Origin of the sequence: Streptomyces justiciae (assembly GCF_015163075.1) — a bacterium.
GTDB lineage: Bacteria > Actinomycetota > Actinomycetes > Streptomycetales > Streptomycetaceae > Streptomyces > Streptomyces justiciae.
Window position 1 is genome coordinate 207,531 of the sequence record NZ_JADDXU010000008.1, and the last position, 19,590, is coordinate 227,120.

16 protein-coding genes are annotated in these 19,590 nt (G+C 70.2%); 6 read left to right on the forward strand and 10 right to left on the reverse strand.

Translation table 11 applies throughout. The features are described 5' to 3' along the window. Positions 1-152: 152 nt before the first annotated feature. The 3 genes from IQ210_RS23280 to IQ210_RS23290 form a co-directional block, all read right to left on the reverse strand. Positions 153-1,370: a L,D-transpeptidase gene (locus IQ210_RS23280; RefSeq protein WP_194081220.1), complete on the reverse strand. Its 1,218-nt coding sequence runs from the start codon at positions 1,368-1,370 to the stop codon at positions 153-155. 242 nt (positions 1,371-1,612) lie between these two features. Further along, positions 1,613-2,644, reverse strand: a complete 1,032-nt coding sequence (locus IQ210_RS23285) for a P1 family peptidase (protein ID WP_194081023.1) — start codon at positions 2,642-2,644, stop codon at positions 1,613-1,615. Positions 2,645-2,726: 82 nt separating this feature from the next. Continuing rightward, positions 2,727-3,965, reverse strand: coding sequence for a low temperature requirement protein A (locus IQ210_RS23290; protein ID WP_194081024.1), 1,239 nt, complete (start codon positions 3,963-3,965; stop codon positions 2,727-2,729). Between the two features lie 228 nt (positions 3,966-4,193). On the opposite strand from IQ210_RS23290, the gene pflB reads away from it, so the two are divergent. Genes pflB through IQ210_RS23305 form a run of 3 tightly spaced genes read left to right on the forward strand, consistent with a single transcriptional unit; the run spans position 4,194 to position 7,575 of the window. Then, positions 4,194-6,491 (forward strand): formate C-acetyltransferase, encoded by a 2,298-nt coding sequence (gene pflB / locus IQ210_RS23295; protein ID WP_194081025.1) that lies wholly within the window; start codon positions 4,194-4,196, stop codon positions 6,489-6,491. 12 nt (positions 6,492-6,503) lie between these two features. After that, positions 6,504-7,340, forward strand: coding sequence for a pyruvate formate-lyase-activating protein (gene pflA / locus IQ210_RS23300; RefSeq protein WP_194081026.1), 837 nt, complete (start codon positions 6,504-6,506; stop codon positions 7,338-7,340). A 58-nt stretch (positions 7,341-7,398) separates the two neighbouring features. Continuing rightward, positions 7,399-7,575, forward strand: a complete 177-nt coding sequence (locus tag IQ210_RS23305; protein ID WP_097265274.1) for a hypothetical protein — start codon at positions 7,399-7,401, stop codon at positions 7,573-7,575. Between the two features lie 46 nt (positions 7,576-7,621). Here the strand turns inward: IQ210_RS23305 and mscL are convergent, their stop codons facing one another. From mscL to IQ210_RS23335, 6 genes are all read right to left on the reverse strand, one after another. Beyond that, positions 7,622-8,095 carry a large conductance mechanosensitive channel protein MscL gene (gene mscL / locus IQ210_RS23310; RefSeq protein ID WP_194081027.1) on the reverse strand — a complete coding sequence of 158 codons (474 nt, stop codon included), beginning with the start codon at positions 8,093-8,095 and terminating at the stop codon, positions 7,622-7,624. Between the two features lie 138 nt (positions 8,096-8,233). Beyond that, on the reverse strand, positions 8,234-8,770 hold the full coding sequence (locus IQ210_RS23315) for a hypothetical protein (RefSeq protein WP_194081028.1): 537 nt from the start codon (positions 8,768-8,770) through the stop codon (positions 8,234-8,236). A gap of 153 nt (positions 8,771-8,923) precedes the next feature. After that, positions 8,924-9,757, reverse strand: a complete 834-nt coding sequence (locus tag IQ210_RS23320; protein ID WP_194081029.1) for an S-methyl-5'-thioadenosine phosphorylase — start codon at positions 9,755-9,757, stop codon at positions 8,924-8,926. 102 nt (positions 9,758-9,859) lie between these two features. Further along, positions 9,860-10,174, reverse strand: coding sequence for an FmdB family zinc ribbon protein (locus tag IQ210_RS23325; RefSeq protein ID WP_194081030.1), 315 nt, complete (start codon positions 10,172-10,174; stop codon positions 9,860-9,862). A 68-nt stretch (positions 10,175-10,242) separates the two neighbouring features. After that, positions 10,243-11,535 (reverse strand): MFS transporter, encoded by a 1,293-nt coding sequence (locus tag IQ210_RS23330; protein ID WP_194081031.1) that lies wholly within the window; start codon positions 11,533-11,535, stop codon positions 10,243-10,245. Between the two features lie 352 nt (positions 11,536-11,887). Continuing rightward, on the reverse strand, positions 11,888-13,423 hold the full coding sequence (locus IQ210_RS23335; RefSeq protein WP_194081032.1) for a potassium/proton antiporter: 1,536 nt from the start codon (positions 13,421-13,423) through the stop codon (positions 11,888-11,890). Positions 13,424-13,665: 242 nt separating this feature from the next. Between IQ210_RS23335 and IQ210_RS23340 the strand changes: the two genes are divergently transcribed. Continuing rightward, positions 13,666-16,422 carry a penicillin acylase family protein gene (locus IQ210_RS23340; RefSeq protein ID WP_194081033.1) on the forward strand — a complete coding sequence of 919 codons (2,757 nt, stop codon included), beginning with the start codon at positions 13,666-13,668 and terminating at the stop codon, positions 16,420-16,422. 130 nt (positions 16,423-16,552) lie between these two features. Here IQ210_RS23340 and IQ210_RS23345 read toward each other — a convergent pair whose 3' ends face one another. Further along, the gene (locus tag IQ210_RS23345; RefSeq protein ID WP_194081034.1) at positions 16,553-17,152 is read right to left on the reverse strand and encodes a 5-formyltetrahydrofolate cyclo-ligase; all 600 of its coding nucleotides are present in this window, start codon (positions 17,150-17,152) and stop codon (positions 16,553-16,555) included. A gap of 132 nt (positions 17,153-17,284) precedes the next feature. Between IQ210_RS23345 and galU the strand changes: the two genes are divergently transcribed. Together galU and glp are read left to right on the forward strand one after the other, a co-directional pair. Further along, the gene (galU, locus tag IQ210_RS23350) at positions 17,285-18,187 is read left to right on the forward strand and encodes a UTP--glucose-1-phosphate uridylyltransferase GalU (protein WP_194081035.1); all 903 of its coding nucleotides are present in this window, start codon (positions 17,285-17,287) and stop codon (positions 18,185-18,187) included. Positions 18,188-18,192: 5 nt separating this feature from the next. Beyond that, complete coding sequence (gene glp / locus IQ210_RS23355; protein WP_194081036.1) at positions 18,193-19,515, forward strand: molybdotransferase-like divisome protein Glp; 1,323 nt, start codon at positions 18,193-18,195, stop codon at positions 19,513-19,515. The last annotated feature ends 75 nt before the right edge of the window (positions 19,516-19,590 follow it).

Here is a 19,590-nt window from a genome sequence, read left to right on the forward strand (position 1 = left end):
GGGCCGCGTGAGAAGTTCCCACGCGGCCCGAAGATCCGTCAAAACCCGCCGGTCAGAAGCTACTTGGCGCCCTGTCGCAGCCGCAGGGCGCTTGGGCGCCCGAGGGGCGCCCGTACGCCTCGCCGGCGCTCACACCGCACCCGCGCACGAACTCACGCGGCGCTTCCCGCGGTCCACTCGCCCCACGACAGGTTCCAGCCGTTGAGCCCGTTGTCCGGCGCCACCGTCTTGTCGGGGGAGTTCTTGACGATCACGACGTCGCCGAGGATGGAGTTGTCGTAGAACCACTTGGCGTTCGTCGCCCCCGAGCCGCCCTGCACGTCCTGCAACCCCACGCACCCGTGGCTGGTGCCGGTCTGGCCGAAGGGCGGATTGGCCTTGTTGTACCAGTAGTTGCCGTGGATGAACGTCCCCGACTGCGTCAGACGCATCGCGTGCGGGACGTCCGGGATGTCGTAGGCGTTGTCGAGCCCGACCGTCCGGCTGTCCATCCGCAGCTTCGGGAACTTCTCCGAGATCACCATCTGCCCGTTGTACGTGGTGAACTCCGCGCTGCCCGCCGAGATGGGCACCGACTTGAGGGTCTTGCCGTCACGCACGACCGTCATGGTCTGCGTGTTCACGTCGACCGTGGAGACCTGCGACCGCCCGATCGTGAAGGTGACGGTCTTCTTCTGCACCCCGACGACGCCGTTCGCGCCCTTCACGCCGTCCAGGTCGATCTTCATCGTGACCTTGGAGCCGGCCTTCCAGTACTCCTGCGGCCGGAAGTCGAGCCGCTGCGACCCGAACCAGTGCCCGACCACCTGCTGCCCACTGCTGGAGGAGACCGTGATGTGCGACTGCACGGCCTTCTTGTCGCTGATCGCCTTGTCGAAGCTGAACGACACCGGCATCCCGACCCCCACCGTCGTACCGCCGTCCGGCGTGTACGTCCCGACGAAGCTGTTCGCCTTGCTGACCGTGGTGAACGTCGAGTCCGCGGAGGCGGCACGACCGTCGGCGTCCTTCGCGGTCGCCGATATCTCGTACTTCGTGCCCCGCTCCAACTGCTCCTTCGGCGTCCAACTCCCCCCGCCCGCGGCGAGCGTGCCCGGCACGTCCTGCCCCGTCCCCGCCACCTTCATCTTCACGCCGGTCAGCGCACCCCCGCTGACCTTCACCCCCGTGGTGTTGATCGACGCGCCCGTCGAACCGTCCTTCGCCGAGATGACGATCTTGGCCGCCGACGTCTTCGGGGAGTCCCCGGCGCCCTTGCCGTCGTTCTTGCCGTCGGCGCCGCCGCCACAGGCGGTCAGGGTGAGGGCGCCGACCGCCAGGACGGCACAGGCCCCCAGTGCGCGCCGCGTTGCTATGTCCGGCGTTGTCACGAGCTGCTCCCGGTTCATGTGATGTGCGTGATCCGCTCCAGTCCGTGGAGAAAGAGCGCATCCATGGCCGGTCGGGTTCCCTGCGACCGTGGTGAACGCCATCACGTGACACAACCGGGACAATCCCCACACGAAATGAGCCACCCCGAGGCAGGAGGGTGCGCGCCCGTGCCCCCTCATCACCCGTTTTCGCGCCCCCGCTCCCGCGCGGCCCCCTCACCCCCTGCGGCTTGGGCGCCCCGTCACCGCCGCCCCCCGTACAACTCCCCGTACGACAACCACTCCCCACCCGGCCCGTTCACCGACTCGGCCGCACGCACGGCGCGCACGATCGCACGCGTCACCATGTCGGCGCTCGCCGCGAGGAGTTCGTTCAGCGCCAGGGGGTGCTCGGCGTCGAGCGCGCGCTGCCCCGTCGCCAGACTGAACACGGTGTCGCCGTCGTTCAGGAGGTGGACCGGCCGCACGGCGCGCGCGATGCCGTCGTGTGCCGTGCCTGCGAGCTTCTGCGCCTGCGCCTTCGACAGGTCCGCGTCGGTGGCGACGACCGCGAGGGTGGTGTTCAGCGGGGGAGGCGCGTGCTTCGCCGCGGTCTCGGCAAGGCGCCGGCGCGCGGCCTCGTGGACGTGCGCCTCCGGGTAGTTCACGCGCCCCTCGAACAACTCCCCGTACAGAACGCCCGTTTCCGGATCCGTCACGGACCCCGCCGCGTTCGCCACCACCAGCGCGGCGACCGTGATCCCCGACCCGAGCACGACGCTCGCGCTGCCGATCCCACCCTTCATCGGCCCGACAGCGGCGCCCGTACCCGCGCCCACGCCCCCTTCCCGTACGCGCGCCCCGGGCGCGCTCGCCGCGGCCGCCTCCACCGCCGCCCGCCCCAGCGCCGCATCCGGCCTCGCCCGGAAGTCACCACCCCGCCCGAGATCGAAGACGCAGGCGGCCGGTACGACGGGGACGACGTGCGCCGGATCCACCCCGACTCGCACCCCGCGCCCCTGCCCCTCCAGCCACGCCATCACGCCGGTCGCCGCGTCGAGCCCGTACGCGCTGCCGCCCGTCAGGACGATCGCATCGACCTTCTGCACGACGTTGCGCGGGTCAAGGGCGTCGGTCTCCTTGGTGCCGGGCCCGCCCCCGCGCACATCCACGGCGGCGACGGCGCCGCCCTCCGGGGCGAGCACCACGGTGGTGCCGGTCAGCCAACCGTCGCCGGTGCGCGTCGCGTGTCCCACGCGCACACCGGCGACGTCTGTCAGAGCGTCAACTGTCATGCCACCAGTCTCGTCCAGGCCGCACCGGCACAGGCCCATCCGCGCGGCACCCGGCACCAACGCCGCCGTCGGCACCGGCACATCACCCGGCCGGTGCCGCTGCCGCCTCTCGGCGCTCCCGAGCCACCATGCGCGCCGTCAGCGTCGTCCCCGTCGCCACCGCGAGCGCCGAGACGATGCCGGCCGCGAGGACCGCCCAGTCGCCCAGGAACGTGCAGGCGATGACCAGCAGCGCCGTGACCGGCAGCACCAGCTGCTGCGCGGTGCCCACCTTGAAGTAGCGCGAGTGCAAGGCCCAGACGGTGAGGAGATACAGCGCCGTCGGCAACGTCACGGCCGCCGACGCGGCCAGCGTCGAGATGTGCGCCTTGCCGACCGCCTGCTCGACCGCCACCTCCAGCCCGGCACCGATCGCGGCGGCCGAGGCGAAGATCAGGTAGTGGCCGTAGCCCCACAGGAACGCCTGCTTGTTGGTGCGCAGCCTGCCGTGGATCGGCACGACGAAGTAGATCCACCACGCCGCGAACACGATCAGCAGCCCGCCCGTGGCGATCGGCAGCAGCTCGCCGAGCGCGTCGTTCTCGTCGACGGCCGACTTCACGGCGACCGTGGCCGCGGCGATCGTCTCGCCGAGCACGATGATCGTGAACAGCCCGTACCGCTCGGAGATGTGGTGCGGATGCCAGGACGAGCTGAAGTCCTTCTCCGCGTACACCGGCACGCACATCTCGACTATGGCCATCACGAGGAACACCCAGGGCCGGGCCTCCTCGGGCAGGACCACGAGGCCCAGCCAGCCGACCATGCAGAGCAGCACGCCGCCGGCGTACCGCAGGGCCATCGTCCGTTCCGCGCCCTCGGTGGACATGGCCACGCGTATCCACTGCGTGGACATGGCGAGCCGCATGATCACATAGCCCAGCCAGACGGCCAGGAACTCGTGGTCCTCGAAGGCTCGGGACACCCCCGCCGCGAGCACCAGCACGCCGGCGATCTGGACCAGGGTGACGACCCGGTAGAGGACGTCGTCGTTGTCGTACGCCGAGGCGAACCAGGAGAAGTTCATCCAGGCCCACCAGATGGCGAAGAAGACCATCGCGTAGTTGAGGATGCCCTCGCCTGCGTGCCCCTCGGCGACGGAGTGCACCAGTTGCACGCCGGCCTGGGCGATGGCCACGACGAAGCAGAGGTCGAAGAAGAGCTCCAGGGGCGAGGCGACCCGATGCGCCTCGTCGCGCCCGCGGGCGCTGAGCCTGCGCAAGGGGCTCCGGCTTGTGTGCGCTTCGGAGGGCGCCTTGGGCGGAGTCGAACTGGACGTCATGCGTCCAAGCAGACCAGATACCGGCCAGAAATTCTTGTGAACGGATTCACAAGCGGGCGGAGGTCCAAAGGCCCGGCGAAAACGCCAGGTCAGCCAGCCCGGCCGCCTCCTGGGCTGGGCGGCGTCGGGACGTTGGTCCCGCAGATCGGGACCAACGCGGGCCGCGGAGCCGCCCGCACGGGCGTGCAATGGAGCCGTACCGACGAAGCGATGTGGAAGGTGCGGGCCATGACTGCCACCCCTGCGGAGACCACGACCGTCACTCCCACCGAAGAGGCGGCCCAGCCCACGCCGGCGCCGGCGGACGCCTGGGCCGGCTTCCGCGGCGGCCTGTGGCGCGACGCCATCGCCGTCCGCGACTTCGTCCAGAGCAACTACGCCCCCTACGAGGGCGACGCCTCCTTCCTCACCGGCCCCACCGAGCGCACCACCAAGGTGTGGAACAAGCTCCTCGCGATGTTCCCCGAGGAGATCGCGCGCGGCATCCACGACGTCGACGTCAGCACCCCGTCCCGCATCGACGCCTTCGCGCCCGGCTGGATCGACCCCGACCTCGACCTGATCGTCGGCCTCCAGACCGACGCCCCGCTCAAGCGCGCCATCATGCCCAACGGCGGCTGGCGCATGGTCGAGGGCGCCCTCAACGCCTACGGGTACGAGGCCGACCCGGCCGTCCGGGAGATCTACACCAAGTTCCGCAAGACCCACAACGACGGCGTCTTCGACGCCTACACCCCCGAGATCCGCGCCTGCCGCTCCTCCGGCATCATCACCGGCCTGCCGGACGCCTACGGCCGCGGTCGCATCATCGGCGACTACCGCCGCGTCGCCCTCTACGGCGTCGACCGGCTCATCGTCGCGAAGCGAGCGGACAAAAGCGCACTCGAAGTCGAGTGGCCGAGTGCGGAGGTGATCCAGGAACGCGAGGAAGTCGCCGAGCAGATCCGCGCCCTCGAAGAACTCAAGGCCATGGCCCTCTCCTACGGCCACGACATCTCCGGCCCCGCCCGCACCGGCCGCGAGGCCGTCCAGTGGCTCTACTTCGCCTACCTCGCGGCCGTCAAGGAGCAGAACGGTGCCGCCATGTCGATCGGCCGCATCGACGCCTTCCTCGACATCTACCTCCAGCGGGACATCGAACGCGGCCTGCTCACCGAGACCGAGGCCCAGGAACTCATCGACGACTTCGTCATCAAGCTCCGCATCGTGCGCTTCCTGCGCACCCCCGAGTACAACGAGCTCTACTCCGGCGACCCCACCTGGGTCACCTGGTCCATGGCGGGCCTCGGCGAGGACGGGCGCCCCCTGGTCACCCGCACCACCTTCCGCGCCCTCAACACCCTCTACAACCTCGGCCCCGCCCCCGAACCCAACCTCACCGTCTTCTGGTCCCCGCGCCTGCCCGAGGCCTTCAAGTCGTTCGCCGCCCAGGTCGCCATCGACACCAGCGCCCTGCAGTTCGAGTCCGACGACCTCATGCGCCCCAAGTACGGTGACGACACCGCCATCGCCTGCTGCGTCTCCGCGATGGCCATGGGCAAGCAGATGCAGTTCTTCGGCGCCCGCGTGAACGTCGCCAAGGCGCTGCTGTACGCCATCAACGGCGGCCGCGACGAGGTCTCCGGCAAGCCGGTCGTCGAGGGCTTCGAGCCCATCACCGACGAGTACCTCGACTACGACACCGTCCTCGCCCGCTACGACGCCATGCTCGGCTGGCTCGCCAAGACGTACGTCCACGCGCTCAACGTCATCCACTACATGCACGACAAGTACGCCTACGAGCGCCTCGAAATGGCCCTGCACGACCGGGAGATCCTGCGCACCATGGCCTGCGGCATCGCCGGCCTGTCCGTCGCCGCCGACTCCCTGTCCGCGATTCGGCACGCACGCGTGAAGGTCGTCCGGGACGAAACGGGCCTCGCCGTCGACTACGTCGTCGAGGGCGACTACCCGGCGTACGGCAACAACGACGACCGGGCCGACGAGCTCGCCCGCTGGATCGTCCACGAGTTCATGGAGAAGGTCCGCCGCCACCCGACGTACCGCGACGCCGTGCACACCCAGTCGGTGCTGACGATCACCTCGAACGTCGTCTACGGCAAGAAGACCGGCCACACTCCCGACGGCCGCCGCGCGGGCGCCCCCTTCGCGCCCGGCGCCAACCCCATGAACGGCCGCGACGAACACGGGTACATCGCCTCGGCCCTCTCCGTCGCCAAGCTTCCGTACGACGACGCGGAGGACGGCATCTCGCTGACCAACACCATCACCCCGGACGCCCTGGGCCGCGCCCCCGAGGAGCGCGTCGCCAACCTCTCTGGCGTCCTGGACGGCTACATGGCGAGCGGCGGCTTCCACATGAACGTCAACGTGCTCGACAAGGCGACCCTCGAGGACGCGATGGAGCACCCCGAGATGTACCCGCAACTGACCATCCGGGTCTCCGGATACGCGGTCAACTTCATCCGCCTCACGCGCGAGCAGCAACTCGACGTCATCAACCGCACCTTCCACGGATCGCTTTAAGGGAGCAGGGCGATGACCACGCTTCTTCCGCCCGCGCCGACCACGCCGGCGCCGGGCGGCGGCGCCTGCGCCGCGGCGACCACCCCCGCCACCCCCGCCGCCGCGGCGACGCGGCGCCCGGTGGTCGGCTCGGTCCACTCGTGGGACCTGTCGACCGGTGTCGACGGCCCCGGCACCCGGTTCGTCACGTTCCTGTCCGGCTGCCCCCTGACCTGCCTGTACTGCCACAACCCCGACACCTGGCGGATGCGCGACGGCAAGCGCACCACCGCCGACGACGTGGTCGCCGAGGCCGGCAAGTACACGCGGTTCATCGCGGCGGCCGGCGGCGGTGCCACCGTCAGCGGGGGAGAGCCGCTGCTCCAGCCCGTCTTCACGGGCGAGCTGCTGCACCGCTTCAAGCACGAACTCGGCCTGCACACCGCCCTGGACACCTCCGGCTTCCTCGGCGTCCGGGCCACCGACGCCCTGCTGCGCGACACCGACTTGGTCCTGCTCGACATCAAGTCCTGGGACCGTGCCACCTACCGCAAGGTCACCGGCCGCCCGCTCGACCCCACCCTGGACTTCGCGCGGCGCCTGGCCGACCTCGGCAAGGCGGTCCACGTCCGCTTCGTCCTGGTGCCCGGCCTCACCGACGCACCCGACAACATCGCCGGTGTCGCCGCATTCGCCGCCTCGCTCGGCAACGTCAGCCGCGTCGACGTCCTGCCCTTCCACAAGCTGGGCGAGGCCAAGTGGCAGGCACTGGGCCGGCCCTTCGGCCTGCACGACACCCCCTGCCCCACCCCGGAGCAGGTCACCTCGGCCAGGGGCGTCTTCGAGGCCCACGGGCTGTACGCGGTGTGACCCCGTAAGGGGACCGGACCGGCCAGGGCGGCGGCCGCCGGGGCCGTACCCTGGACGCATGAGCACCGCCCCCGACCCCGAGCCGCGCGCCCCCAAGCCGTCGCTGATCTTCGACGACCCGCTGGACCAGCAGTCCTCGGACGACACGGACCGCGGCTGGGGCGAACGCCCCGGCACGGACGGCGCGGCGGACCTGAAGCGCTTCCTCGACGAGAAGCCGCCCCACCACCTCTGAGCCGTTCGTTGCACAGCCCGCCACAGCCGGCCGGCCGTGGCGGCGGCTACCGCTCGTCGTGGCCCGAGCCGCGCTGTGCGACCAGCGCGTCGCGGATCTCCTTGAGGACTTCCAGCTCGGTGACCTCGATGATCTCGTGCGTCCCCTCCTTGGCCTTCCTGCGGGCCTCCTGACGCGCCAGGTACTTCGACATCGGCAGCACCATCAGGAAGTACACGACCGCCGCGGTGATCACGAAGCTCAGCGTCGCGCCGAGCACGGTGCCCCACCTGATCGGGATGCCGCTCACCACGGTCCCGTCCGCGGTCACCTTGCACGGGTCCTTCAGGCACGAGCTGTAGCTGTCGAGGTTCTTGGTCCCGATCGCCCCGACCAGCGGGTTGATCACGCCCTTCACCACCGAGTTGACGATGTTGGTGAAGGCCGCGCCGATGACCACCGCGACGGCCAGGTCGACGACGTTCCCGCGCATCAGGAAGGCTTTGAAGCCATCCCAGACGTTCGGCTTCTTCTCGCTCACCTAGGGGACTCTCCTCGCACGCACAGGTTGTGGAACAAACAGCTCCGCAACCTACGTCAACGTGCGGTGACCCTGTCCAATTGGGTAGCTCGAAAGGGCGACTTGACAGAAATCCGCGCAACAGCCGGATCGCATGGCTCAACACAGCGTCACCGCCAGCCGTGCCGTCGCGCTCGCGCCCGCGAGGCGTGCCGCGACGGGCCGCGGCACCGAGAGCACGACCAGGGCCCCGCTCTCGGCAGCGCCTTCCAGCGGCTCCGGCACCTTCTTCACCCGCGCCCCGCGCGCGATCACCCGCGCGTCACCGCCCGTCGCCGTCGACTCGGCGGCGATCACGTCGACCCGGTCGCCCGGCCGCAACAGCAGAACCGTGGCCCCGTCGGCGATCCGCACCGGCGCCGTCACCATCTCGACGGCGCGCTGTTCCCGTACCGGCGCGGCCGACGGGTGACCGCGCGCCCCGTCCGCCTCGTCCGGGCCGACGGCCAGCAGTGCGGCGGCCGTGACGGCGAGGCCCGCCGCGATGGCCCGCCTGCGATGCCGTACGAGCCTGGCCAGTTGATAACGCCCGCCCCGCACCCGCACGGGAGCGAAGTGCGGCACCTCGCACGTGGCGGGGGCATCGGTGCCCGGCGGGCGCGGGACAAGAGGAGAAGGAGAGGGAGCGAAGGACACGGGACCACCACCTGTGACGAGGGACCGGTTTGCAAGGCCACGATGAGGCCTCGCGCCGAATCCCGCCGAGACAGGTGGACGACCGACTGGTTGTGGACAACTCCCTCACCCGAACGGGCAGTTCCGCCCTTCAGATCTACTGCCCATGCTGCGTCAGGGCAGTTCGAAGCCCGGATCCATCCCGCCGAGGGCCGTTGTGCACAGGCAGTCCCGCTCCTCGTTCGCCGGCAGTGCGGCCACCGCGTCGAACAGCACGCCCCGCAGCCGGTCGACGTTGGCCGCGAAGACCCGCAGCACCTCGTCGTGCGAGACGCCCTCACCGGTCTCGGCGCCCGCGTCGAGGTCCGTGACCAGCGTCAACGAGGTGTAGCAGAGCTCGAGTTCACGGGCGAGCGCCGCCTCGGGATGGCCGGTCATGCCCACCACCGACCAGCCCTGTGCCTGGTGCCACAACGATTCGGCACGGGTCGAGAAACGCGGCCCCTCGATCACGACCAGCGTCCCGCCGTCCACGGCTTCCCAGTCCCGCCCGCGCGCCGCCTTCAGCGCCGCGGTCCTGCCGACGGGGCAGTACGGGTCGGCCAGCGACACATGCACCACGTTGGGCACATTGCCGTCGGGCAGCGGGAGCCCGTCGAAGTACGTTCCCGCCCGGGACTTCGTACGGTCGACCAGCTGATCCGGCACGAGCAGCGTGCCGGGCCCGTACTCGGGGCGCAGCCCGCCCACGGCGCAGGGCCCGAGGATCTGGCGGGCGCCCACCGACCGCAGGGCCCACAGATTGGCGCGGTAGTTGATCCGGTGCGGCGGAAGGTGGTGGCCGCGTCCGTGCCGGGGCAGGAACGCGACGCGTCGGCCCGCCACGTCACCGAGGAAGAGGGAGTCGCTGGGCGGCCCGTAGGGGGTGTCCACCTGGATCTCGGTCACGTCGTCGAGGAACGAGTAGAAGCCCGAGCCGCCGATTACGCCGATCTCTGCGTTCGCCATGACCAGCACAGTAGCCGCCCCGGTCAGCGGGCCGGACCGGGCTCAGGAAAACACCGAGGACCCCGCCGTCGTACGACGACAGGGTCCCGCGAGCGCGAGTCCTTAAGCGGCGGAGCTGCTGCTGGAGGAGGTGCCGCTGCTCGACGACTTCGAGTCCGAGGACGACGACGTCGAGGTGGACGAGGACGACGTGGTGGACGTCGACTTCGACGACGACGCCGGCGAGCTGCTCGACGAGGAGCCGCGGCTGTCGTTGCGGTAGAAGCCGGAGCCCTTGAAGACAATGCCGACCGCGGAGAACACCTTCTTCAGGCGGCCACCGCAGTTGGGGCACTCGGTCAGGGCGTCGTCGGTGAACTTCTGCACCGCCTCGAGGCCCTCGCCGCACTCGGTGCACTGGTACTGGTAGGTCGGCACTTGTCTTCCTCCTGGCACTCTCACTCAATGAGTGCTAACGACGGTCCATAGTGACGTATTCCTGAGGATCAGTCCACCGTCACCGGCACGCGGTGACCGACGCCACGTGCGACCGTACGGCTCCGGGGGCGCGCCACGAGCCGTGAACGCAGGGTCAGAAGCGTCGCCAGGGCGAGCAGTGTGCCGACCATCGGGACCAGGAATCCTGCACCGTCCCAGAAGCGGTCCTCCAGCTGCCCGGCGACCGTGACGGCACCGGCCTGGCCGAGCGCCACCGCTCCGGTCAGCCAGGTGAAGGCCTCGGTCCGGGCATCGGCGGGCACCAGGCTCTCGACCAGCGTGTAGCCGGTGATCAGTGCGGGCGCAATGGACATGCCGACCAGAAGGCCGAGCCCGGCCAGCGCGAGCACGGAGTGCGCGGCCCACAGGCCGGACGCGGTCAGCGCGAGCGCCACGTATCCGACCACCAGGCGCCGCTGCGGGGCGACCTTCCACGCGATGGCGCCGCACGCGATGCCGGAGAGCATGTTGCCCGCGGCGAAGACGCCGTACAGGACACCGTTCAGACCCGGCTCGCCGATCGACTCGGTGAACGCGGCCAGCGAGACCTGCATGCCGCCGAAGACGGAACCGATCCCCAGGAACGCCACGATCAGCACGCGCACGCCGGGGACGCGCAACGCGGAGGCGTGCTCCACGCGCGCGTGCCCGTCCACCGCGACCTGGGGCTGCGTGCCCTTCTGCGCGGCGAACAGCAGACCGCCGATCAGGGTCAGCGCGGCCTCCGTCATCAGGCCCGCGGCCGGGTCGACGGCCGTGCACAGGGCGGTGGCCAGCAGCGGGCCGACGACGAAGGTCAGCTCGTCCGTGACCGACTCGAAGGCCGCCGCGGTGCTCATGAGGGGAGAGCCCTGGAGCTTCACGCCCCAGCGGGCGCGCACCATGGGGCCGATCTGGGGCACCGAGGCGCCCGTGGGCACGGCGGCGATGAACAGCGCCCACAGGGGCGCGTGGGAGAGCGCGAGCGCCGTCAGGGTCAGACCCGACAGCGCGTGCACCAGCACGCCGGGGATCAGCACCGTGCGCTGGCCGTAGCGGTCGGCGAGACGGCCGCTGTAGGGCGCGAACAGCGCCATGGAGACACCGGTGACAGCAGCCGCGGCGCCCGCCGCGCCGTACGAGCCGGTGGTGTGCTGCACGAGCAGCACGATGGAGATCGTCAGCATCGCGAACGGCTGCCGCGCCGCGAAGCCGGGAAGCAGGAACGTCCAGGCGCCGCGCGTGCGCAGCAGCTGCCCGTATCCGGGGCGGGAGGAAGCCGACGAGTCCTTCGACGGCTCGGTGGTGACCGTGGATGCCACGGCCCGTGCCTTTCTGCCGCCTGGTAGCGCGCCCGTGCGGGGGCGCCGAGAGCTGTCCTCATGCGCGGAACTGCGGTAGATACCGGCGCCCACTGCGAGGGTGTCCCGGCCGCCATACGGTCGCGCCAGCTCTGCGTCAGGCAGAGTTGGTTCGATCAGGGTGCGCCTTCATCGTACAGGGATCAACAGCTGATGCTCCTGTGAAAACGAGCACCATGGACGGCGTTCACCTGCGATTAAGAAGGGTGTGAACTGTGCGAAACACGCCCTTAATGGCAGGGGGTGCGCCGGAAGCGGGTCGCGCACGCCCTGTCCGGGCGCCCCGCGCACGCCCAGCCGCGCCCCGACCCCGTCAGCGCCCCGGCGCCGCGCCGTTCGCGCCCAGCCAGCCGGCCAGCTTGCCCCCGTGCCCCACGGCACGCAGGCGCTTCTCCGCCGCGTCCCGGACCGGGTCCGTGGTGACCACGAGCAGTTCGTCCCCGCGGCGCAGCACTGTGGTGGGCAGTGGAACGAACGATTTTCCATCGCGGACGACGAGGGTGACGGCGGCCCCGGCCGGCAGTCGCAGCTCGTTGACCTCGACGCCGTGCATCTTCGACGCCTCGGGGATCGCGACGGACAGCAGATGCCCGCGCAGCCGCTCCAGGGGCGCCGACTCGATGCCGAGGTCGGCGGCCTCGGCATCCTGGCCCAGCCGCAGCTTGCGGGCGAGCCAGGGGAGCGTCGGCCCCTGGACCAGGGTGTAGACGACGACCAGGACGAAGACGATGTTGAAGATGCGGCGGCTGCCGTCGACGCCGTTCACCATGGGGATGGTCGCCAGGATGATGGGCACGGCGCCGCGCAGCCCGGCCCAGGACATCAGGGTCTGCTCCTGCCACGGCACCCGGAACGGCACCAGGCAGAGCACGACGCTGAGCGGGCGCGCGACCATGGTCAGCACGAGCCCGATGACGAGCGCCGGCCACACGTCGTCGCCGAGTTCGTGCGGGGTGACGAGCAGGCCGAGCAGGACGAACATGCCGATCTGGGCGATCCAGCCGAGCCCGTCGGCGAAACCGCGCGTGGCGGGCCAGTGCGGGAGCTTGGCGTTGCCCATCACCATGGAGGCGAGGTAGACGCCGAGGAAGCCGCTGCCGTGCGCCAGCGCGCCCGCCGCGTACGCCGTCACGGCGATCGCCATGACGGCGATCGGATAGAGACCGGAGGCGGGCAGGGCCACGTGCCTGAGCCCCCAGGAGCCCAGCCAGCCGACCGCCAGACCTATGGCCGCGCCGATGGCCAGCTCCAGGGCTATCTCGCCGATCAGCACGTACCAGTGCTCCACGGGTCCCGCGGTGGAGAAGGCGACGACGAGGATGACGACAGGGGCGTCGTTGAAGCCGGACTCGGCCTCCAGCGTGCCCGTCACGCGCGCGGGGAGGGGGATCTTCCGCAGGACCGAGAAGACCGCCGCCGCGTCCGTGGAGGACACCACCGCCCCGATGATCAGCGCCTGCCGCCACTCGAGGCCGATCAGGTAGTGCGCGGCCGTCGCCGTGACCCCGACGCTCACCGCGACCCCGCCCAGTGCCAGCGCGGACGCGGCGGGCAGCGCCGGCTTGATCTCCTTCCACTTCGTGCCCAGGCCACCCTCGGCCAGGATCACGACCAGGGCCGCGTATCCGATGACCTGGGTCAGTTCGGCGTTGTCGAACTTGATGTCGCCGATGCCGTCCTGGCCCATGGCGATGCCGATGCCCAGGTAGACGAGCAGGCTGGGGAGCCCGCTGCGCGAGGAGATCCGGACCGCTGCGACGGCGACGAGCAGGACGAGCGAGCAGACGAGCAGGAGCTGGTTGAGGTCGTGGACGGTCAGCGGCTGTTCCCTTCCCTGGCCCACGGGCATCACGCGCGCGTGGGCTCACGTACATAGGACACGAAGCGGCGGGTCTCCGCACCCAAGTACTTCGTTACCTTACCTAACTCTTGACGATTTCTTGACACTCCTCAAGGCAAGATCGAACGCCCGGCCATTCGGGTTGCCGACTCCGCGTCAAGTGGCGTCGGGCCCTGCGCCTATGGTTGCTCCAGCGCTCATTCAAAAGGACAGCCCGCCCTGCCGCTCGCGTTAGGACAGCAAGGACAGCGATGCCCCCCAACACCACCGCCTCATCGGGTCAGAAGCCCGGCAAGTCCGGCAGGAAAAAGGGGCGCAAAGCCCGTCTGATCGTCCTCGTCCTGGTATTGGCCATCATCGGGGGCATCGCGTACGGGGCGTACTGGTCCATCAGCACCGTCCGCGCCTCCTTGCCGCAGACCAAGGGCTCGATCTCGCTCGAGGGCCTATCCGGACCCGTCGACGTGAAGCGCGACAGCTACGGCATCCCGCAGATCTACGCCTCCACCGACGAGGACCTGTTCATGGCGCAGGGCTACGTCCAGGCGCAGGACCGGTTCTACGAGATGGACGTGCGCCGCCACATGACGTCCGGGCGCCTGTCGGAGATGTTCGGCAAGGGGCAGGTCGACAACGACGAGTTCCTGCGCACCCTGGGCTGGGACCGCATCGCGAAGAAGGAGTACGACACCAAGCTGTCGGCCTCCACCAAGAAGTACCTCCAGGCATACGCCAAGGGAGTCAACGCCTACCTCGAGGGCAAGGACGGCAAGGAGATCTCCCTCGAGTACGCCGCCCTCGGCTTCACCAACGACTACAAGCCCGAGCAGTGGACGCCCGTCGACTCGATCTCCTGGCTGAAGGCGATGGCCTGGGACCTGCGCGGCAACATGCAGGACGAGATCGACCGCGCCCTGATGACCAGCCGCCTCGGCCCCAAGCAGATCGCCGACCTGTACCCGGACTACCCGTACAGCCGCAACAAGGCGATCGTCCAGGAGGGCCAGTACGACGAGCTCACCCAGACGTTCGAGCAGGGCGGCTCCACATCCGCCTCAGGCTCCACGAGCGGTGCGACGGGCACCAGCGGCACCTCCTCGGCCTCCACGGCCCTCCAGAGCCAGCTGGCGGGCCTCCAGGACGTCCTCGACGACGTCCCCGCGGCCGTCGGCGTGAACGGCAACGGCATCGGCTCCAACGCCTGGGTCGTCGCCGGCAAGTACACGATCACCGGCAGCCCGCTGCTGGCCAACGACCCGCACCTGTCGGCCTCGCTGCCGTCCGTCTGGTACCAGATGGGCCTGCACTGCCGCACCGTCTCCAGCAAGTGCCAGTACGACGTGAGCGGTTACACCTTCGCGGGCATGCCCGGCGTCGTCATCGGCCACAACGCGAACATCGCCTGGGGCATGACCAACTCCGGTGTGGACGTCACCGACCTCTACCTGGAGAAGCTCAGCGGCAACGGCTACCTGTACGACGGCAAGACGGTGCCGTTCACCACGCGCGAGGAGACCATCAAGGTCGCCGGCGGCAAGTCCAAGACGATCGTCGTCCGCGAGACAAACAACGGCCCCCTGCTCTCCGACCGCGACGACGAACTCGTCAAGGTCGGCAAGAAGGCCACCGTCGACGCCGCCGCACCCGATCGCGGCGACGGCTACGGCATCGCCCTGCGCTGGACCGCCCTCCAGGCGGGCACCACCATGGACGCCGTCTTCGCCATGGACAAGGCGGCGAACTGGAACGACTTCCGGGCCGCGGCCGCCCTCTTCGAGGTGCCGTCGCAGAACCTGGTCTACGCCGACAGCAAGAACATCGGCTACACGCTGCCCGGCAGGATCCCCACGCGCGCGAAGGGCGTCGACGGCTCGATTCCGCAGCCCGGTTGGGACTCCAAGTACCGCTGGACCGGCTGGATCCAGCAGGACGAACTGCCCTACGAGTACAACCCGTCGCGCGGCTACATCGTCACCGCCAACCAGGCCGTGATCGACCCGGACAAGTACCCCTACACGCTCACCACGGACTGGGGCTACGGCACCCGCAGCCAGCGGATCACCGACCTGATCCAGTCGAAGATCGACGACGGCGGCAAGATCTCCACCGACGACATGCGGCAGATGCAGGTCGACAACAGCAGCGAGATCGCCAAGCTCCTCGTGCCTACGCTGCTGAAGATCGACATCGACGACAAGGACGTCCGCGAGGCGCAGAAGCTGCTGGAGGGCTGGGACTACACCCAGGACGCCGACTCCGCGGCCGCCGCCTACTTCAACGCGGTCTGGCGCAACATCCTCAAGCTCGCCTTCGGCAACAAGCTGCCCAAGGAGCTCCGCGTCGAGGGCCAGTGCCTGTGGGTCGAGAAGGCCGACAGCACCGGCCCGGTGGACGAGGAGACCGAGGTCCGCGAGTGCGGCCAGCGCGATCCCGACCAGGCGCAGCCGGACGGCGGCGACCGCTGGTTCGAGGTGGTGCGCAACCTCATGGATGACGAGAAGAGCGACTGGTGGAAGACGCCGAAGGGCGTCGGGGACCGCCCCGCGGCCACCAACCGGGACCAGTTGTTCAAGCGCGCCATGATCGACGCCCGCTGGGAGCTGACGGCCAAGCTCGGCAAGGACATCGACACCTGGAGCTGGGGCCGGCTGCACCGCCTGTTCCTGAAGAACCAGACCCTCGGCACCGAGGGCCCCGGGATCATCCAGTACATCCTCAACCGCGGCCCCTGGAAGCTCAGCGGCGGCGAGGCCACGGTCAACGCGACCGGCTGGAACGCCGCCGGCGGCTACGGCGTCGTCTGGGTGCCGTCGATGCGGATGGTGGTCAACCTCGGCGACCTCGACAAGTCGAAGTGGATCAACCTCACCGGCGCCTCCGGGCACGCCTACAGCGCCCACTACACCGACCAGACGAGCAAGTGGGTCAAGGGCGAGCTGCTGGACTGGTCCTTCACGAAGGACGCGGTCGACAAGAGCACGAGCGACACCCTGGTGCTCAAGCCGTGAACCGCTGAAGCGCGCTGAACGCGAACAACCGAAGGGCCCCTCCACGCGCGTGTGGAGGGGCCCTTCGCGCACGCCGGGCGGGACGCACGCGCACGGGGCGTGAAGCAACCGCCGTACGCCCCCTGGGCGTTCAGCGATCCGCGGCCCGCGCCTCACCACGAAAACGGCGCACGCCCGACGGCGTCACCACCGCGTCCACCGGCTGGTCGTGCGCCTCCTCCGGGACGCGCTCGACGACTTCGGAGTCGTAGAGCAGCACCACCAGCGCGGGATGCGCACCCGCACGCTCCAGACGCGCGAGCACGCGGTCGTACGACCCTCCGCCACGCCCCAGCCGCATGCCGCGCGCGTCGACCGCGAGGCCCGGCAGCAGCACCACGTCGGCGGCGGTGACGGCGTCGGGGCCCAGGCGTTCGCCCGCGGGCTCGAAGAGGGCCATCTTCCCGCCGTGCCGGACGCGGGCGAGAGAGCCCTCGCCCGCGTACGCGCCCCAGTCCAGGTCGTTGTCGGGCAGGAGCGCGGGGAGCAGGACGTGCACGCCCCGCGCGCGCAGCGCGTCCAGCAGCGCGAGCGTGCCGGGCTCGCTCCCCACCGAGACGTACGCCGCCACCGTGCGCGCCCGCGCCAGCTCGGGCAGCTCGAGCGCCCGCTCCGCCAGCGCGGTCGCCGTTCCCCGCAGGTCATCGGCCGTCAACCTGCTTCTCACCGAGAGGAACTCTCGCCGCAACATTCGCTTGTCAGGCTCGTCAGGACGTCCGATGTGACTCAAAGGTCGCTCCCGTATCCTTTCAATACGCTCATATCAGAGCTAATTAACCGGAGCCTCAGATTCCCTGCAAAGGCACCGGATAAGGTTGCGGGCATGACTCAGTCGCACCCTCGGATCAGCAAGGCTGTCATCCCAGCAGCAGGCCTCGGCACCCGGTTCCTGCCGGCCACCAAGGCCACTCCCAAGGAGATGCTGCCGGTCGTCGACAAGCCGGCGATCCAGTACGTGGTCGAGGAGGCCGTCTCCGCGGGCCTCGACGACGTCCTCATGGTCACCGGCCGCAACAAGCGGCCCCTCGAGGACCACTTCGACCGCAACTACGAGCTGGAATCCGCCCTTCAGAAGAAGGGCGACGCCAGCCGGCTCGCGAAGGTGCAGGAGTCCAGCGACCTCGCGACGATGCACTACGTCCGCCAGGGCGACCCCAAGGGCCTCGGCCACGCCGTGCTGTGCGCGGCCCCGCACGTGGGGCACGAGCCTTTCGCCGTCCTCCTCGGCGACGACCTGATCGACCCGCGCGACCCGCTGCTCAAGCGGATGGTCGAGGTGCAGGAGCAGCACGGCGGCAGCGTCATCGCCCTCATGGAGGTCGCTCCCGAGCAGATCCACCTCTACGGCTGCGCCGCCGTCGACCCGACCGACGACGGTGACGTCGTCAAGGTCCACGACCTGGTCGAGAAGCCCGCCCCGGCCGACGCCCCGTCCAACTACGCGATCATCGGCCGCTACGTCCTCGACCCGCACATCTTCGACATACTCCGCAAGACCGAGCCCGGCCGCGGCGGCGAGATCCAGCTCACCGACGCCCTCCAGCAGCTCGCGGCGGACGAGAAGGTCGGCGGCCCCGTGCACGGCGTCGTCTTCAAGGGCCGCCGCTATGACACCGGCGACCGTGGCGACTATCTGCGTGCCATTGTCAGACTCGCGTGCGAACGTGAAGACCTGGGCCCGGACTTCCGGACCTGGCTTCGCAGTTACGTAGCCGAGGAGATGTAGCAACGTTGAGCAGCGCCGCGCCCCGCACCACCGGCCAGGACCACCTCTGGTCGGTGGACGAACACCTGGAGGACATCCTCGCGACCGTCCGCCCCCTCGAACCCATCGAGCTGCAACTCCTCGACGCCCAGGGCTGCGTCCTGGTCGAGGACGTCACGGTGCCGGTCTCACTGCCGCCGTTCGACAACAGCTCCATGGACGGGTACGCGGTGAGGGTCGCGGATGTCGCGGGCGCGAGCGAGGAGTTCCCCGCCGTCCTGGACGTCGTCGGGGACGTCGCGGCGGGCCAGGCCGAGCTGCTCCACGTGGGCCCCGGCCAGGCCGCCCGCATCATGACCGGCGCCCCCCTGCCACCCGGCGCCGAAACCGTCGTACCGGTGGAATGGACCGACGGGGGCCTCGGCGAGGGGCCCGTGACCGGGATGCGCGCCCGCGCGCTGGCCCCCGAGGGCGCCGAAGGGCACGTGCACGTGTACCGGCCCGCCGAGGCACGCGCGCACGTACGCGCCAAGGGCAGCGACGTGAAAGCCGGCGACCGCGCCCTCGAAGCCGGTACGGTCCTCGGCCCGCCGCAGATCGCCCTGCTCGCCGCGATCGGCCGCGGCACCGTACGCGTGCGCCCGCGCCCGCGCGTGGTCGTCATGTCCACCGGCAGCGAACTCGTCCAGCCCGACGAGGACCTGGGCAGCGGCCAGATCTACGACTCCAACAGCTTCGCCCTCACCGCCGCCGCCCGCGACGCCGGCGCCATCGCCTACCGCGTGGGCGCCGTCGCCGACGACGCCGAGACCCTCCGCGACACCATCGAGGACCAACTCGTCCGCGCCGACCTCATGGTCACCACGGGCGGCGTGAGCGTCGGGGCGTACGACGTCGTCAAGGAAGCCCTCTCGCACGTCGCGGACGAGGACGAGGCGGGCAGCGGCATCGACTTCCGCAAGCTCGCCATGCAGCCCGGCAAGCCCCAGGGCTTCGGCTCCATCGGCCCCGACCACACCCCGCTGCTCGCGCTGCCCGGCAACCCGGTGTCGTCGTACGTCTCCTTCGAGCTGTTCGTGCGCCCCGCGATCCGCACCCTCATGGGACTGGACGACGTCCACCGGCCGCGCACGCGCGCGAAGCTGACCGCCGGCAAGGCGCTGACCTCGCCGAAGGGGCGCAGGCAGTTCCTGCGCGGGACGTACGCCGACGGCGCGGTGACCCCCGTCGGCGGTGCCGGCTCGCACCTGGTCGCGGCCCTAGCGCACGCGGACGCGCTGATCGTCGTCCCGGAGGACGTGGAGAGCGTCGAGCCCGGCGCCGAGGTCGAGGTGGTCCTGCTCGGCTGAGTGCTCCTGGTTGGCGGTACCGTGTCGCGCACAGCAGGCCCCTGCGCCGCACCGCGAAGGGCCGAGACCGGGAGC

Bases quoted from the DNA above. Each gene is read 5' to 3' on its own strand.
- pflA (WP_194081026.1), top strand. From the start codon at position 6,504: ATGACCACGCTTCTTCCGCCCGCGCCGACCACGCCGGCGCCGGGCGGC.
- pflB (WP_194081025.1), top strand. From the start codon at position 4,194: ATGACTGCCACCCCTGCGGAGACCACGACCGTCACTCCCACCGAAGAG.
- IQ210_RS23290 (WP_194081024.1), bottom strand. From the start codon at position 3,965: ATGACGTCCAGTTCGACTCCGCCCAAGGCGCCCTCCGAAGCGCACACA.
- IQ210_RS23320 (WP_194081029.1), bottom strand. From the start codon at position 9,757: ATGGCGAACGCAGAGATCGGCGTAATCGGCGGCTCGGGCTTCTACTCG.
- IQ210_RS23305 (WP_097265274.1), top strand. From the start codon at position 7,399: ATGAGCACCGCCCCCGACCCCGAGCCGCGCGCCCCCAAGCCGTCGCTG.
- IQ210_RS23285 (WP_194081023.1), bottom strand. From the start codon at position 2,644: ATGACAGTTGACGCTCTGACAGACGTCGCCGGTGTGCGCGTGGGACAC.
- IQ210_RS23335 (WP_194081032.1), bottom strand. From the start codon at position 13,423: ATGCCCGTGGGCCAGGGAAGGGAACAGCCGCTGACCGTCCACGACCTC.
- galU (WP_194081035.1), top strand. From the start codon at position 17,285: ATGACTCAGTCGCACCCTCGGATCAGCAAGGCTGTCATCCCAGCAGCA.
- IQ210_RS23340 (WP_194081033.1), top strand. From the start codon at position 13,666: ATGCCCCCCAACACCACCGCCTCATCGGGTCAGAAGCCCGGCAAGTCC.
- IQ210_RS23345 (WP_194081034.1), bottom strand. From the start codon at position 17,152: ATGTTGCGGCGAGAGTTCCTCTCGGTGAGAAGCAGGTTGACGGCCGAT.